Here is a 14684-nt window from a genome sequence, read left to right as displayed (position 1 = left end):
GAGCCTCCCAATCTCGCTCAAATGAAAAACAGAGAATGGTCCGCCGGGCGGCATAGGCACCGCCGCCTTCGGCAGCGCATGTCACTTTTCCCTTGCCACGACCTCCAATCGGCGCGACGCTTTGGTCAGCCGCCCAAAAGAGCGGCGGCCAGAACAGGAGGGACGCGACAATGACGCAGAACACTCCAAACGGCAGACGATCCAGCGGGCCGCGCTGTATCGCCCTGGTCGGCCCGTTCCAAAGCGGCAAGACGACCCTTCTGGAAGCCATCCTCGCACGCATGGGCGCCCTGCAGCGCCAGGGCACCGTGGCGGCCGGCTCCAGCATCGGTGATGCCAGCGCCGAGGCGCGCGCCCACACCATGAGCGTCGAGGCCAATATCGCCTCCGTGGACTTCATGGGCGAGACCTATACCTTCATCGACTGCCCCGGCTCGATCGAGTTCCTGGCCGAGATGCGGCCCGTGCTGCCGGCGATCGACGCGGCGGTTGTGGTCTGCGAGGCCGATGAGAAGAAGGTCCCGGCCCTCCAATTGATCCTGCGCGAACTCGAAGACCAGAAGATCCCGCGCTTTCTCTTCCTCAACAAGATCGACAATTCGCATCAGAGCGTGCGCGACGCCCTGCCTTTGCTGCAGCCGGCTTCCCGTCTGCCGCTGCTGCTGCGCCAGATCCCGATCTGGAAGAACGGCGTTGCAGTCGGCTATGTCGACCTCGCGCTCGAACGGGCCTTCATCTACCAGGAACACGCGGCCTCCCAGGTGGTGGAGATCCCGCCCGACGAACGCGACGAAAGCAAGGATGCGCGCTATTCCATGCTGGAGCGACTGTCTGATCATGACGATGCCCTGATGGAGCAGCTTCTCGAAGAGGTCGAGCCCCCCCGCGACCGGGTCTTCGACGATCTCGCCCACGAGTTGCGCGACGGCCTGGCCGTGCCGGTTCTGATGGGCTCGGCGGTCAATGGCAACGGCATGCTGCGGCTGATGAAGGCGCTGCGCCATGAGGCGCCCTGCATTCATGAGACCGCCGCACGGCTCGGCATAACGCCGGGATCGGAGCCTCTCGGCTATGTCATGAAAACCTTCCATACCGCCCATGCCGGCAAGCTCTCGTTGACGCGCGTGCTCAGCGGCGCCTTCCAGGAAGGCATGACGGTGACGACATCCTCCGGCGAGACCGGCCGTATCGCCGGCTGTGCCCGGCTGCTGGGCCAGACCACCCAGAAGACGACGCAGGCGCAGATCGGGGATACCGTGGCGCTCGGCAAGGTCGATGCCGCCCATACCGGCGACATGCTGGCTGTCGGCAAGGCCGTGCCCCGGCCGGCCGAGATCGAGGCCCCCCAACCGGTGATGTCGCTCGCCGTCCGGGCTCGCGACCGCAAGGACGACGTCAAGCTCTCGGCCGCCCTGCAACGCCTCACCGACGAGGACCAGGCGCTCGCCATGGAGCAGAATGCCGAACTCGGCGACACCATACTGCGCGGTCAGGGCGAGATGCATCTGCGCGTGGCGGTGGAGAAGCTCGCCTCGAAATTCGGCGTCGCCGTCGACTCGAACCAGCCGCAGATCGGCTATCGCGAGACCATTCGCAAATCGGTGACGGGCGTGCGCGGACGCCACAAGAAGCAATCGGGCGGGCATGGCCAGTTCGGCGACGTGGTGCTCGACGTGATGCCGCTGCCGCGAGGCGAAGGTTTTGCCTTCATCGACAAGATCACCGGCGGCGTGGTGCCACGCAATTACATCCCTTCGGTCGAGGAAGGCGTGAAGCACTATCTCAAGCGCGGCCCGCTCGGCTTCCTGGTCGTCGATGTCGGCGTGGCCCTCACCGACGGCTCCTACCACACGGTGGATTCCTCTGACATGGCCTTCCAGACCGCGGCGCGCATCGGCATGAGCGAGGCGATGCCGCAATGCAGCCCCGTGCTGCTGGAACCGGTGCTGGCGGTGGAGATCTCGGTGCCCTCGGATGCCACGGCCAAGACCAACGCCATCGTCTCCTCCCGGCGCGGCCAGATCCTCGGCTTCGATGCCCGCGACGGCTGGGAAGGCTGGGACGTGGTACAGGCGCTGATCCCGGAAGCCGAGATCACCGACCTGATCATCGAACTGCGTTCGGCAACCGCGGGCGTCGGCACTTTCCGATCCAGATTCGACCATCTGGCCGAGCTCTCGGGGCGGCAGGCCGACACCATCGTCGCTTCGCGGCAGGCGGCGCAATAGTCCTCCGGCACCCCCGGCGCCCAGCCGGCGGTGCCGGCAAGGTTTACCCCCGCCTCCATTGGCGCTAAAGAGCGGCGATGCCGACCATCGAAATTGCCGCCTTCTATCATTTCGCCCGTCTGCCGGGGTTCGCCGATCTGCGCGAGCCGCTGGCCAAGCTCGCCTGCTCGCTCGGCATCAAGGGCATCATCCTGCTGGCGCATGAGGGCATCAACGGCACGGTGGCCGGCACGCCCGAGGCGATGGCGGCCTTCCATCCGCGCCTGCGCGCGATCACCGGCCTGCCCGCCATCGAGCACAAGACCTCCTTCGCCGAGGACATGCCCTTCCTGCGCATGAAGGTGCGGCTTAAGGAGGAGATCGTCACCATCGGTGACAAGAGCGTCGACCCGCTGGAGCGTATCGGCACCTATGTCGAGCCCGGGGACTGGAACGCCCTGATTTCCGATCCCGAGGTACTGGTCATCGACACGCGCAACGATTTCGAGGTGCGTATCGGCAGCTTCAAGGGCGCCATCGATCCCCGGACGGAGAGCTTCGGCGACTTCCCTGCTTTTGTCAGGGACAATCTCGACCCCGCCAGGCACAAGAAAGTGGCGATGTTCTGCACCGGCGGCATACGCTGCGAGAAGGCGACCAGCCTGATGCTGCGCGAGGGCTTCGAGGAGGTCTATCATCTCAAGGGCGGCGTGCTGCGCTATCTGGAGGAGATCCCGCCTGCGCAGAGCCTGTGGGAGGGCGCCTGCTTCGTCTTCGACAAGCGCGTCGCCGTCGGCCATGGCCTCAGGCAAGAAGATTTCACCCTCTGCCATGGCTGCCTGTCGCCCCTCTCGGCAGCGAACCGGCAATCGCCCGACTACGAGGAAGGGGTGAGCTGCCCCTATTGCGCCGCAACCCTCACCGAGACACAGAAAGCCTCCTCGCGCGAACGCCATCGCCAGGAGACGCTCGCGCGCCGGCGCGGCCACGCCCATCTCGGCCCGCGCCTCGCCACGGCGGTTGAAGAAGGCTGAAAAACCCCGCCATTCCAAGGGCATGAATGGCTGTCGTGAAGAGGTTCGGGATGGAGAAAACCATGTCTGACAAAGCCCTGGTCCTGTTCTCGGCCGGCCAGGATTCCACCACCTGCCTGGCCTGGGCGCTCGAGCGTTTCGACAGCGTGGAGACGGTCGGCTTCGATTATGGCCAGCGCCATAGCATCGAGCTGGCGATGCGCCCGGTGGTTCTTGCCGCCTTTCGCGAAGCCTTCCCCGCCTGGGCCGCGCGGCTGGGCGAAGACCATCTGGTCGACCTCTGCATACTCGGCCGCATCAGCGAAACCTCCCTGACGCGCGACGTCGAGATCGCCATGCAGGAGAACGGCCTGCCCAACAGCTTCGTGCCCGGGCGCAATCTGCTCTTCCTGACCTTCGCCGCCACCCTCGCCTATCGGCGCGGCGCCCGCCATCTCGTCACCGGCGTGTGCGAGACCGATTTCTCCGGCTATCCGGACTGCCGCGACGACACCATGAAGGCCATGCAGTTGGCGCTCAATCTCGGCATGGAAAGCCGTTTCATCATCCACACGCCCCTGATGTGGATCGACAAGGCGCAGACCTGGGCGCTGGCGCGGGAGCTCGGCGGCGACCGGCTGGTGGATCTCGTCCGCGAACAGACCCACACCTGCTACAATGGCGATCGCAGCCATCGGCACGATTGGGGCTATGGCTGCGGCACTTGCCCGGCCTGCGAACTGCGGTCCAGCGGCTACCGCCGCTTCATGGCCGAGAGCGGTTCCTGAGACAAATGCCAGGCAGGCGGCATAGCTGCTAAAGCGTTTTGTGATTTGACGGAATCGTCAAGAATCGCAAAGACGCGTCGAAACAAGGAGTTAGAGCAAACAAGCGTTCGGTCTCGAACGCTTGTTTGCTCTAGGACAAGGGCTGGGCGAGATGATTGGATGCCGATAAGGCCAACATAAGCGCCCCTCGCCCCGTTCTCAGCTCCGCGAACAATTTGCGAGCTCACGCTGCCCCTCATCCTTACCTTCTCCCCGCAAGCGGGGCGAAGGGATGACTGGCGTCGCGTTCTTTGCCTCAGCCCAGCGTCATCGACGGGGATGACGACGGCCGGCAGGAGACAGGCGATGGCAGCCTGGCAAGACGGCGTGCGATCACGGCTGTGCCCCGATCTCGATGGTGGAGAACAGGTCCTTCTCGATATCGCCGCCCTCGCTGCGCGGCTTGACGCCGGCGGTCGGGCGGTAATGGCCATTGTCGTAGATCAGCTCGAACCGCGCCGCCTTGCCGGGCTGCTTGTCGAAACTGCATTCGCCACCGACCTTCGTGGAGGTTTCATGGGTGACGCTCTGCTCGACCGTGAGGTCGCGATAGCCCAGCTCGACCTTGGGACCGAGTTTGACGGTGCGCGTCACCGAGGTCGACTCGCCCTCGCAATCGCCATTGTTCTCGCCATTGCTGCGCTCGACGATCAGCCCGTCCAGCACGCGCTCGATGCGTCCCTTGTCGAAGGTGTACATCCAGAGCGCCTGCTCGTTATAGGGATTGACGCGCGAACTGCCTGATTGCGAGGTGCGCAGGCCGAAGGCACGCAGCCCGTCGCCGACATCGTAGCGGGCCGTGTCGAGGCTCATCGAGCCGAACTGGATGGCATCCGAGAACGCCATGCCCTTCTCCAGCCGCCGCGCCACGGGATTGCCGGTGGCGACATCGGCGATGATGATCTCGACATCGCCCTTGTTCTCGCCCTCGACCGGCGGCTTGGCCTCGATCAGCGGCACCGCCGCCAGCATCAGTTCTGGGCGGTAGGGCCAGGCCTTGCAGACCACGTCGTCCGGGTTGATCGAACGATCATAGCCACCGCCCTTCACCAGCAGGCCGTTGTCGCCTTGCTGCGCGTCGGGATAGGCCTGCTTGAGCAGGGCATCGGTGATGTCGCATTCGGCCAGGGCCTGGGTGGGCAGCATCAGGGCCAGGGCAGCGGCACCGAGGGCGAGCTGAAGCTTCATGTCGGGTGATTCCAATTCCGGAGGGACGGCCCGACATCTAGCACGAGCCGGAGCCGGGACAATCTAGAGCAGCGGCAATCTCTTGCACCGTTTGACCGGCGACCTCAGTTTCGGCGGATACAGTACGTTCGCTCCCTGCGATTGCCTGCCCGGCACCGCATCGATAGGCTCGGTCCATGCCTCTCGACACAGATTCCCAGCGGGCCTTGCTGAGCCGCCGTCTCGACACGCTCTATGCCACCGATGGCCGCGGGCGCCTGCTGCACAGCAATGAGTGGGACTCCCACCCGGCGCCCCGCTTCCATCTGATGCGCACGCCGGCCGGGCCGCTGTTTCGCTGCCGCGCCGATATGCCGGATGCGCTGGTCGCCCGCCTCGGCGAGCTCTGCCGCGACGAGGCGCTGGGCGAGGTGCCGAGGGAACGCCCGGCCCGGGAAGAAGCCTATCTCGATCTGCTCGGCCACCAGGCTCCGGTGACGCAGATCTGGGCCGGGCCGGTCTACCGAGCGGATGCCGTCCCGCCGCCGCAACGGCAACCCATCGCCATCGATGAGGGCAATGCGGACTTGCTGCGGCCGCTCTTCCCCGACTGGCTGCCGGACGTACCGCACAGGCGGCCCTTCCTGGCTGTGGTCGAGGGCGATCGCGCCGTGGCGATCTGCGCCAGCGTGCGCATCTCCGATGCCGTGCATTGCGCCGGGGTCGAGACCCACTCCGACCACCGCCGCCATGGCCATGCCGTCGCGGTCGTCGCCGGCTGGGCGCAGGCCGTGCGGGCGCTGGGGGCCGTGCCCTTCTACAGCACGTCCTGGGACAACCTGGCCTCGCGCGCCGTCGCCGCCAGCCTTGGCCTGCCGCTGGTCGCCACGGACTTTCATGTCCGCTGAGGCAGGAACTGACCGCTGCCGGAAAGACGAGAGCACGGGTACCCTTCAAGAATAGCTGCTCTGTCATCCCCGGCGAGGCCGTAGGCCGAGGGAAGGGGATCCAGGGGTCGATAGGCGTGGATCCATGGCCCCTGGATCCCAGTCACAAGCGAAGCTTGTGACGATACCCTAGCTCTCTCGCTGCGCTCGCGAGGCGCTCGGCCGGGGATGACGAGGGGCCTGCTTCTGAACTCCCCTACTGCCCCTCGCCCAGGGCCGAGGCCCAGTCCTTCTTGACCTGGCCGATGCGCGCCACATAAGCGCGCTCGATGCAGGAGGCGTCGGTGCAGACATCGCGCACCGTCTCGCGCCAGTGGGTCTGGTCCTTGCCGAAGGGGTCGCTGACCGCGCCGGTCTCGCCGTCGACCCCGCGCGTCTCGCCCTCGATGGCCTGGTAGAGCCTGTTCATCTCGTCATCGAGGCGGGACAGTTTCGGAAGGGCGCAGATCAGCTTCTCGACCGCGCTATGCGCCTTGCGGCAGTCGAAACCGGCGGCCTGGGCCGGGCCTTGCCAGGCGAGGGTTGCGACGGCCAGGGCCGCTGTCATGATAAAACTTGCAGGACGGATCATCCGAAACTCCGAAGGCAACGAAGAACCCGTCGCTAGCACAACAGGGCCGGCCTTGTCGTGCCGCAGGAAACTTCGCCACCCTGCTGACAGGACGTTGTCAGCAAGTTTCCGACGACGGCCCTTCCCCCGGCGCGTGACTCACCCCATTATCAGGGCATGTCCGATACACCCAAAGCCCCCTCCTCGAGCAAGACCCCTGCTCCGAAGAAACTCCGCACGCCGAAATCCAAGGCGTCGCGCCCGGCCCTGCCCTCGCTCGACGAGCATCTGAAGGCCCTGCTCAATCCCGGCCTGCTCAAGGAGGCCAGGAGCAGCCTGCGCGACGACGAGAAGCCGGGCTTCGGCGAGGGGCCGCAGAGTGGCTTCGACGCCGGTGCCGTCACCGGCCTCGACCCCGAGCTTGCCGCCAAATTGGGCGTGCCCTCGGCCGGCGGAGGCGCCGAGATGGAGGGCCGTGCGGTCAAGCGCAAGGCACCTGACAAGAAGGCCCGCGCCAAGGACGACGGCCAGCTCGATCCCGACGGGCTCGACAAGCTCGGCGGTTCGGCCGGCACCATCAAGGCCCTCTCCGAACTGCTGGAGACCGGCGACCCGCGCATGATCGGCAAGCCGATATGGACGCCGCATCGCCCCTCGCGCCCCGACAAGAGCGAGGGTGGCATCCGCCTGGAACTCGTCTCGGAATATCAGCCGGCCGGCGACCAGCCCACCGCCATCGCCGACCTGGTCGAGGGCCTGCAGAGCCATGAGCGAGACCAGGTGCTGCTCGGGGTCACCGGCTCGGGCAAGACCTTCACCATGGCGCAGGTGATCTCCCGCACCCAGCGCCCCGCTCTGATCCTGGCGCCCAACAAGACGCTGGCGGCCCAGCTCTATGGCGAGTTCAAGTCGTTCTTCCCCAACAATGCGGTGGAATACTTCGTCTCCTATTACGACTATTACCAGCCCGAAGCCTATGTGCCGCGCACGGACACCTATATCGAGAAGGAGTCCTCGATCAACGAGCAGATCGACCGCATGCGCCACTCGGCCACGCGCTCGCTGCTGGAGCGCGACGACGTCATCATCGTCGCCTCGGTCTCCTGCATCTACGGTATCGGCTCGGTCGAGACCTACACCGCCATGACCTTCGGCATGAGCGTGGGCGAGCGCGTCGAGCAGAAGCAGCTGATCGCCGACCTCGTCGCCCTGCAATACAAGCGCATCAGCGCCGATTTCGGCCGCGGCACCTTCCGGGTGCGCGGCGACGTCATCGAGCTGTTCCCGGCCCATTACGAGGACCGCGCCTGGCGCATCAACCTGTTCGGCGACGAGATCGAGAGCATCGCCGAATTCGACCCGCTCACCGGCCAGAAGATCCAGGACCTGCAATTCGTCAAGGTCTACGCCAATTCGCATTACGTCACGCCGCGCCCCACGCTGAACCAGGCGATCAAGGGCATCAAGGACGAGCTCAAGGTCCGGCTGCAGCAGCTCTATACCGGCGGCCGCCTGCTCGAGGCCCAGCGCCTCGACCAGCGCACCACCTTCGACCTGGAGATGATGGAGGCCACCGGCTCCTGCGCCGGTATCGAGAACTATTCGCGCTGGCTCACCGGCCGCCTGCCCGGCGAGCCGCCGCCGACCCTGTTCGAATATCTGCCCGACAACGCCCTCGTCTTCACCGATGAGAGCCACGTCACCGTGCCGCAGATCGGCGCCATGTATAAAGGCGACTTCCGGCGCAAGGCGACCCTGGCCGAATATGGCTTCCGCCTGCCCTCTTGCCTCGACAACCGTCCCTTGCGTTTCGAGGAATGGGACGCCATGCGCCCGCAGACCGTGCATGTCTCGGCCACCCCCGGCAAGTGGGAGCTGGAGCACACCGGCGGCGTCTTCGCCGAGCAGGTCATCCGCCCAACCGGACTGATCGATCCAGTATGCGAGATCCGCCCTGCCCGCACCCAGGTCGACGATCTCCTCGGCGAGGTGCAGCAGGTGGCGAAACAGGGCTACCGCACCCTCGTCACCGTGCTGACCAAGCGCATGGCGGAGGACCTCACCGAATACATGCACGACCACGGCATCCGCGTGCGCTACATGCATTCGGACATCGACACCATCGAGCGCATCGAGATCATCCGCGACCTCCGCCTCGGCGCCTTCGACGTGCTGATCGGCATCAACCTGCTGCGCGAGGGCCTGGACATTCCCGAATGCGCCCTGGTCGCCATTCTCGACGCCGACAAGGAAGGTTTCCTGCGCTCGGAAACCTCGCTGGTGCAGACCATCGGCCGCGCCGCCCGCAATGTCGACGGCCGCGTGTTGCTCTATGCCGACAACATGACCGGCTCGCTGGAGCGCGCCATCGCCGAGACCAACCGCCGACGCGAAAAGCAGGTGGCCTGGAACACCGCCAACGGCATCACGCCCGAGAGCGTCAAGCGCGGGATCGCCGACATCACCAACTCGGTCTATGAGCGCGACCGCGTCACTGTCGACAAGGGACTGGCCGACAAGGTCTCCACCATCGGCCACAATTTCGAGGCCGTGACCGCCGACCTCGAAAAGCGCATGCGCGACGCCGCCGCCGACCTGCGCTTCGAGGAAGCCGCGCGGCTGCGCGACGAACTCAAGCGCCTGCGCGAGACCGAGATGGCCGTGGCCGACGACGGCTCGGCCCGCCAGGTCAATGTGCGCCAGAAGGCCGGCGCCTATAAGGGCCCGAAGGCCTATGGCGACGCCGCCAACCTGCCGAAGACGCGGGCCACCAAGCCGGGTCTGGACAGCATGGGCCCGGGTACGGATCGCGAAGTGCCGTTGGGGGCTGAGGCGAGGCGAAAGGGTGGCGGGAAGCCTGGACGTGGGTGGAAGAGGTAGACCTTATTCTAGTAATTGCAGTCCTTTGTTCCCAACTTAAGTCTGCTTCGGGTGTTCGCTGTGGAATAACACGGCAGATCCATGTTCAAATGTCAGCGAATCATCTATTTGAATACTAGGCCCGGTTCGCTTCCTGCGCTACGGCCTTCGTCGCCTCGTTTCTCCGACTTCGAATGCTTGCGCCCAGCGCCAGGCTGAGGAGGCGGACTACGGTTCCGTTCTGTCATCCTCGGATGCAGGTTACTCGGAACCCACCAGCCGTGCCCCCAGGGAGCTTTGCTCTGGTACTTGGGGGAGAATGGTGTGAGACGATTGCCAAAGACTTTATCTCACGAAGCTTTTCGAGAAGTCTGGCGGCGCAGCAGGGACGCAAAAGGTAAATCAAGCACCGGAAAAACTCGTGCTGGCTCGGCAGGTGTCGACAATGTCACGCCGGCGGCGTTCGGTTCGAATCTTGACCTTCAAATAGCACATATCCGCGCGGAGCTGCGGAGTGGAAGCTTCAGCTTTAGTAAGCTTCGACTCGCGCCCGTGCCAAAAAATTCTGGCGGCTTTCGAATTATATCTGTGCCGACAGTACGTGATCGTTTGCTTCAGAGAGTTTTGTTGGCACATCTCGAAAATGATGTGCGCTTCCGAAGAGCCGCTTTTTCCAGCGTGAGTTATGGCTTTACTAAGGGCAGAACTTTAGCCGATGCACAACGTGAGGCTCGGGCCCAACGCGAAGCAAAACCTTGGGTGCTTCAAGCCGACATAATTAAGTTCTTTGATAACATTCCCCGCGATCAGGTTAAAAAAATTATATCATCCCGAGTGCGTTCCAAGGTAATTGCTCAGTTATTGTGCAATGCTGTCGATTGCGAATTAGATGACGGGGGGGGGGGGAGATGGAGCAAAAATCGCGAGAGAGAACGGCATAATAAAGGGCAGAGGGCTTCGGCAAGGTATGCCTGTATCCCCCCTAATATCCAATCTGCTTTTACGTGATTTTGATAGAACGTTGGTGAAGCATAAAATTTCCATTCTAAGATATGCTGATGATTTAGCTCTATTTGCAGCCAGCCGCAGCGAATGCGAAAGCGCGCTCGCGTTTATTCAAAATCAATTGACGAAAGTTAAACTTAACATTCCTGAGCTGTCAGAAACCAGTAAGACAGCAATTCGGGCTCCATCCGATGCTGTAACGTTCTTAGGTATCGAAATAAGAAGATTTGGAGATAAATACGAGCTTCGAGCGCCTGATAAGAAGCTTGAATCCATTGTAGAAAAGATAATGAGCCTGGCATCATTTCGAAATTGCCTTGAGGACAAGCGGAATATTGGCCACCTATCTCAAGTCCTTGATCGTTTTATTATAGGCCATAGAGCTTCTATGGCAATTTTGGACGATCCAGAGTCCTTTATCAATCGACTTGAAGCAGCGAAAAAGAAGGCCGTTAAACAGCTATTGCAAGAGATAATTGGAGCGAAGGCCCTTGCCAATCTAGATGCAGACAAACTAGCAGTTTTGGGAGTGGACCAGTTCCCCAGCAATAGACACGGGTTACGGTGACAGTGCATTTAATTTCAATTGGATTTGGCATCGCCAATAAAATGCACTGTCCCCGTGATCAAGCTCGACCAGAGAAGTAAGTTCTACCTCGCGTGCTTGTTGCGACTACTAACCTATCCGCAGAATCTTTGATTAATGATAGATCTGCGCGCAGGTGCTCTCTGCGGTGGGGCCGTTGGTATTGGCGGATCCCAATTGGCCGGCATAGCCCTGATAGTCGCGGATCGATCGAAGACACTGCGCATGTCCCTCGGCAAGTTGGCATTGCCTCATTTCAGCGGTGCCGTCCCTTACACCCTTAGCCACACAAACGGGCTTTGCCCGCTGTAGCCCCTGCTGTCTGGCTTCGCCATTGAGGCAACGCATATACACCGCGGCCTCCACCTTTGCTTTAGCTCGGTCGTTAATGATCAGGGTTGCGAAGTCTGGAACCCTGCATTTCGAGCGAAAGTCCTGGCGGATAGAAGCCCCTACGCTGGCTTGACGCGGTTGAACAGTACAAGCAGCAAGCAACAGCGTCACGATCGTGACGAAACGAGAAATTTTCCGCATTTTCCCCTCGGAATTACGGTGACAGTGCATTTAATTTCAATTTGATTCCGCATCGTCGATAAAATGCACTGCGACTGTAGTTTAAGGTGCCACTTCTACGGTGACCGCAGTCTTATCCGGAGGATTGAGAATCCCATTGAAGTTAGTTTGCAACGTGAGGTCGTCAGTTCCGGTGAAGCCTGGATTTGGCTGATAATTGACAGCCGTCATGGGTATCAGCTTCGAGTTGCATTTAAAGAGATGGCTTGTCGCGGGATAAGCGGCATGGTCTCTAACGGTAACAATGGTGAGGGTACCGTTCTTCGGTGGAGAGACGGCTTTGACGCGGGGCGGTGCGTCGTACATCACGCAATCGTCGCCAATCTGATAGGCGCTGTAGATTTTTACGGCTTGATTCTTTTTGGTATGACGAGTGACGCTTGGACCTACCCTCAACCCTTTCTCCAAAGGCTTGTTCTCAGCGCACGACTGCAAAAGAAAAGCCGGTCCGAGTAGTAACAAGATAAAATAAGCACGCTTCATCACGACTTCCCCCTCGGCAGCACTTTTCTGGCTGCAATTTTGGAATGCCTAACGATAGGACACCGCCGAAGTCGCTTGATCAAGCCGCAAAAGTCGAAACAGAGCGGAGCGGCCGGAATTTCGAATTATAGTGACTGGACTGCACCCCTCTGGTGAGACAATAAGTTTAGGTAACAGGGGGCGCAGTGTTGGGGTTTGAGGTAGATGGGTTCACCCGTCACGGCGTCTCCAACGGATGCATGTGCTCGAGCCGCAGCCCGGCCGCATCCGAGGCCTGGGAGAATTCGTCGAGGTCGATGCTGAGCGTCCCCGGCTGCCTGAGACGATAGAGACCGAGCTTGACATATTGCGTCCCGGGATCGGCCTTGGGATCGATGGGCGGCCGGGTGCCGAAATCGCCGCTGACACGCACGATCTTGCGGCCGTCGGCCCAGACTTCGAGCAGGGCGCCAACCGGCCTGCCGGACGGCTCGTCGTGCGAACCCCTGATATGATAGACCATGTCGACCCAGGCCTCCCTGGGCGTCGGCAGGGGCCGGTTCGACACCGGCTCGATACGGACCAGGCGACAGCCGAGATAATTCTCCGGGGCGGACAGGAAGGCGAGCCCTTGCAGGTAATCGGCGGCCCGGTTCTCGCCGCTGCGCCGGTCCTCCGCCTCCTTGCCCGGCAACGATGCCGGCAAGGCTATGTTGGCCGGCATCAAGCCGGTCAGAACCTCCGCCTGCCGCTGCTGCCCGATTCTGCCCCGTATCAGCGCGACGGCCTGTTCGCGCACCCGATCGTCGGACGCGTCCAGGGAGGCGAGAAGGCCCTGGGCCTGGAGCACCTCGGCGACATTGTTGCGATCCGTCGCAACGAGGCACCGCCCGTTGGCCGTTTCCACGGTGATATGAAAAATGCCGTCATCGTAGCGCTGCGCCACGAACGGGCTGTCATTGCCAGGCCCCTTCCATTGGCCGATGACCGTGCGGTGGCTACCGGAAGCCGCGACCAGCCCCCGGATACGGAAGCTGAACGCATACCAGCTATCGGAGCCGTAAGGGAGCGCTCCACTCTTCGCGACCTGCAATTCGGCACGCTGGCAGCCGCCCGCCGGCATTTCCTCGAGCGGGCAATCATTGCCGCCGTCGGCGTCCGTCGTGACGATCGAGATGGCACCCGCGGTGCCGCCAATGCCGGGGAAGAGCGGCTGCACCTGCCGGGACGGATAGCCCCCGACGAACTTGCTGAAGCTCCACAAGGCTCGGTCGGCGCTGCCGCTGTCGAAACCATCATGGAGATCGCCGGCCCGGCAGCCTCCGGCCAGGCTCGACGAGATAAGCAAGCCGGCAACGAACCACCGCATGCGTCGCCCCCCAATCGCGCGAGCATCATGCAAAGCTGAGGTGCTGTCAAAACAAGGGGTTGGAACTACGGTGGCGATTTACTGATTTCGTCGCCTCATGCACTATATCGATCTTGCTGGTCATCGTGGAATTGGTGGTTACGGCGACGGTGCATTCATTCAGCTGTCTCTCAAGACATTTAGGTTGCCCCGCCCGATGAATGCACGATCACCCCAATCCGTAAACCCAACTGCAAGCCGAGACCGGCCCCGTCCCTCGCGAAAGAGGACCAAAACCTGCGTCACGTGAATTTCTTCAATAATTTCCGGCGGGAAAACTGGAGCGGCAAGCAACTCATTCGGCTTTGACTTATGGGTTTGTTATGTCTATCGTATCATTGACAAGTCAGTCTAGCGAACCGGCACGAAAGTATCCGTGGCTGCGCTTGCCATTCCGCGCTAGACCGCATACTTGCAAAATCCGAAGTATCACGATTCAGTCAGCTCACGGTGACGAATATGAGTGATGATACAGTAAGAGATGTGAACTTTATTTCTTTCGATTTTAATAAAATATGGGATAATTTCCCATATTTTACCAGCCTTCCGCCGGATGCTGCGGGCGTCATGGACGGAATACATGCGTATGCGCCGGGCGCAACGTCGTGCTGTATACAGTTGAGCTACGCATTAAATGCAGCAGGCATTAAAGTTCCGGAAAGAAGCTATCGCCGGCCAAATTTTCGCGGAAAAAGCGGAGATTATTATTTTGGAGCCCCGGATGAAGTAGATCTTTTTCTCGAGGGAGAGTTTTTCCCTGGAGAAAACATTAAAAACATGGCCGACCCGTCCTTGAGCAATATGAAGGCTTACTTGGCAGACAGATGGGGGATATTGGTTTTTTATGATACCAGAACCCATCTTGGGCCCAGGGCTCACAACGAGTTATGGAACATGAGCACTATAAAACAAAGTGCGAATAGCCCTGCGGGTATGAGTGAGGGGGGAATTTTCAGCAACAAAACAGTATTGTTCTGGGATTTCGCATAAACGAGGCTGGTCCCAATTACCAACTACGGTGATAGTTTACGTATTTTGCTGTCTCACATATGGGGTGGAGTCCAGCTCCGGCCTGTGTTC

Annotated in this window: 13 protein-coding genes; 8 read left to right on the top strand and 5 right to left on the bottom strand. The window is 61.6% G+C overall.

What is annotated here, in order from left to right; translation table 11 throughout:
- Positions 1 to 170 precede the first annotated feature (170 nt).
- From ACN6KF_RS03960 to queC, 3 genes are all read left to right on the top strand, one after another.
- Positions 171 to 2228 (top strand): elongation factor G, encoded by a 2058-nt coding sequence (locus tag ACN6KF_RS03960; protein WP_434955585.1) that lies wholly within the window; start codon positions 171 to 173, stop codon positions 2226 to 2228.
- A 77-nt stretch (positions 2229 to 2305) separates the two neighbouring features.
- Positions 2306 to 3241: an oxygen-dependent tRNA uridine(34) hydroxylase TrhO gene (gene trhO / locus ACN6KF_RS03955; RefSeq protein WP_434955584.1), complete on the top strand. Its 936-nt coding sequence runs from the start codon at positions 2306 to 2308 to the stop codon at positions 3239 to 3241.
- A gap of 62 nt (positions 3242 to 3303) precedes the next feature.
- Positions 3304 to 4008, top strand: coding sequence for a 7-cyano-7-deazaguanine synthase QueC (queC, locus tag ACN6KF_RS03950; RefSeq protein ID WP_434955583.1), 705 nt, complete (start codon positions 3304 to 3306; stop codon positions 4006 to 4008).
- 372 nt (positions 4009 to 4380) lie between these two features.
- Here queC and ACN6KF_RS03945 read toward each other — a convergent pair whose 3' ends face one another.
- Positions 4381 to 5235 carry a PA3715 family protein gene (locus ACN6KF_RS03945; protein ID WP_434955582.1) on the bottom strand — a complete coding sequence of 285 codons (855 nt, stop codon included), beginning with the start codon at positions 5233 to 5235 and terminating at the stop codon, positions 4381 to 4383.
- A 176-nt stretch (positions 5236 to 5411) separates the two neighbouring features.
- Here ACN6KF_RS03945 and ACN6KF_RS03940 point away from each other — a divergent pair, with 176 nt between their 5' ends.
- Complete coding sequence (locus ACN6KF_RS03940) at positions 5412 to 6122, top strand: GNAT family N-acetyltransferase (protein WP_434955581.1); 711 nt, start codon at positions 5412 to 5414, stop codon at positions 6120 to 6122.
- A 235-nt stretch (positions 6123 to 6357) separates the two neighbouring features.
- On the opposite strand, the gene ACN6KF_RS03935 is transcribed toward ACN6KF_RS03940, so the two are convergent.
- Positions 6358 to 6732: a lysozyme inhibitor LprI family protein gene (locus tag ACN6KF_RS03935; RefSeq protein WP_434955580.1), complete on the bottom strand. Its 375-nt coding sequence runs from the start codon at positions 6730 to 6732 to the stop codon at positions 6358 to 6360.
- A gap of 156 nt (positions 6733 to 6888) precedes the next feature.
- On the opposite strand from ACN6KF_RS03935, the gene uvrB reads away from it, so the two are divergent.
- The 3 genes from uvrB to ACN6KF_RS03920 all read left to right on the top strand — a co-directional run bounded on the left by uvrB (position 6889) and on the right by ACN6KF_RS03920 (position 11143).
- Entirely contained in the window at positions 6889 to 9591 is a 2703-nt protein-coding gene (uvrB, locus tag ACN6KF_RS03930; protein WP_434955579.1) for an excinuclease ABC subunit UvrB, read from the top strand.
- 303 nt (positions 9592 to 9894) lie between these two features.
- A complete protein-coding gene (locus tag ACN6KF_RS03925) occupies positions 9895 to 10578 on the top strand; it encodes a reverse transcriptase domain-containing protein (protein WP_434955578.1) in 684 nt (227 codons plus the stop codon).
- Entirely contained in the window at positions 10460 to 11143 is a 684-nt protein-coding gene (locus ACN6KF_RS03920; protein WP_434955577.1) for a reverse transcriptase domain-containing protein, read from the top strand. The genes ACN6KF_RS03925 and ACN6KF_RS03920 overlap by 119 nt, the downstream gene beginning before the upstream one ends.
- Positions 11144 to 11275: 132 nt before the next feature.
- On the opposite strand, the gene ACN6KF_RS03915 is transcribed toward ACN6KF_RS03920, so the two are convergent.
- The 3 genes from ACN6KF_RS03915 to ACN6KF_RS03905 all read right to left on the bottom strand — a co-directional run bounded on the left by ACN6KF_RS03915 (position 11276) and on the right by ACN6KF_RS03905 (position 13565).
- Positions 11276 to 11695, bottom strand: coding sequence for a hypothetical protein (locus ACN6KF_RS03915; RefSeq protein WP_434955576.1), 420 nt, complete (start codon positions 11693 to 11695; stop codon positions 11276 to 11278).
- Positions 11696 to 11776: 81 nt separating this feature from the next.
- Entirely contained in the window at positions 11777 to 12217 is a 441-nt protein-coding gene (locus ACN6KF_RS03910; RefSeq protein WP_434955575.1) for a hypothetical protein, read from the bottom strand.
- 217 nt (positions 12218 to 12434) lie between these two features.
- A complete protein-coding gene (locus tag ACN6KF_RS03905) occupies positions 12435 to 13565 on the bottom strand; it encodes a polysaccharide lyase family protein (protein ID WP_434955574.1) in 1131 nt (376 codons plus the stop codon).
- Positions 13566 to 14063: 498 nt separating this feature from the next.
- Between ACN6KF_RS03905 and ACN6KF_RS03900 the strand changes: the two genes are divergently transcribed.
- Entirely contained in the window at positions 14064 to 14594 is a 531-nt protein-coding gene (locus tag ACN6KF_RS03900) for a T6SS effector amidase Tae4 family protein (protein WP_434955573.1), read from the top strand.
- Positions 14595 to 14684: the final 90 nt, after the last annotated feature.

It is taken from the genome of Labrys methylaminiphilus subsp. lupini (assembly GCF_051161885.1).
Taxonomy (GTDB): domain Bacteria; phylum Pseudomonadota; class Alphaproteobacteria; order Rhizobiales; family Labraceae; genus Labrys.
Note: the sequence above shows the minus strand (reverse complement) of the source record. Positions and strands in the feature narration are given on the sequence as shown.

Bases quoted from the DNA above. Each gene is read 5' to 3' on its own strand.
- ACN6KF_RS03960 (WP_434955585.1), top strand. From the start codon at position 171: ATGACGCAGAACACTCCAAACGGCAGACGATCCAGCGGGCCGCGCTGT.
- trhO (WP_434955584.1), top strand. From the start codon at position 2,306: ATGCCGACCATCGAAATTGCCGCCTTCTATCATTTCGCCCGTCTGCCG.
- queC (WP_434955583.1), top strand. From the start codon at position 3,304: ATGTCTGACAAAGCCCTGGTCCTGTTCTCGGCCGGCCAGGATTCCACC.
- ACN6KF_RS03945 (WP_434955582.1), bottom strand. From the start codon at position 5,235: ATGAAGCTTCAGCTCGCCCTCGGTGCCGCTGCCCTGGCCCTGATGCTG.
- ACN6KF_RS03940 (WP_434955581.1), top strand. From the start codon at position 5,412: ATGCCTCTCGACACAGATTCCCAGCGGGCCTTGCTGAGCCGCCGTCTC.
- ACN6KF_RS03935 (WP_434955580.1), bottom strand. From the start codon at position 6,732: ATGATCCGTCCTGCAAGTTTTATCATGACAGCGGCCCTGGCCGTCGCA.
- uvrB (WP_434955579.1), top strand. From the start codon at position 6,889: ATGTCCGATACACCCAAAGCCCCCTCCTCGAGCAAGACCCCTGCTCCG.
- ACN6KF_RS03920 (WP_434955577.1), top strand. From the start codon at position 10,460: ATGACGGGGGGGGGGGGAGATGGAGCAAAAATCGCGAGAGAGAACGGC.
- ACN6KF_RS03915 (WP_434955576.1), bottom strand. From the start codon at position 11,695: ATGCGGAAAATTTCTCGTTTCGTCACGATCGTGACGCTGTTGCTTGCT.
- ACN6KF_RS03910 (WP_434955575.1), bottom strand. From the start codon at position 12,217: ATGAAGCGTGCTTATTTTATCTTGTTACTACTCGGACCGGCTTTTCTT.
- ACN6KF_RS03905 (WP_434955574.1), bottom strand. From the start codon at position 13,565: ATGCGGTGGTTCGTTGCCGGCTTGCTTATCTCGTCGAGCCTGGCCGGA.
- ACN6KF_RS03900 (WP_434955573.1), top strand. From the start codon at position 14,064: ATGAGTGATGATACAGTAAGAGATGTGAACTTTATTTCTTTCGATTTT.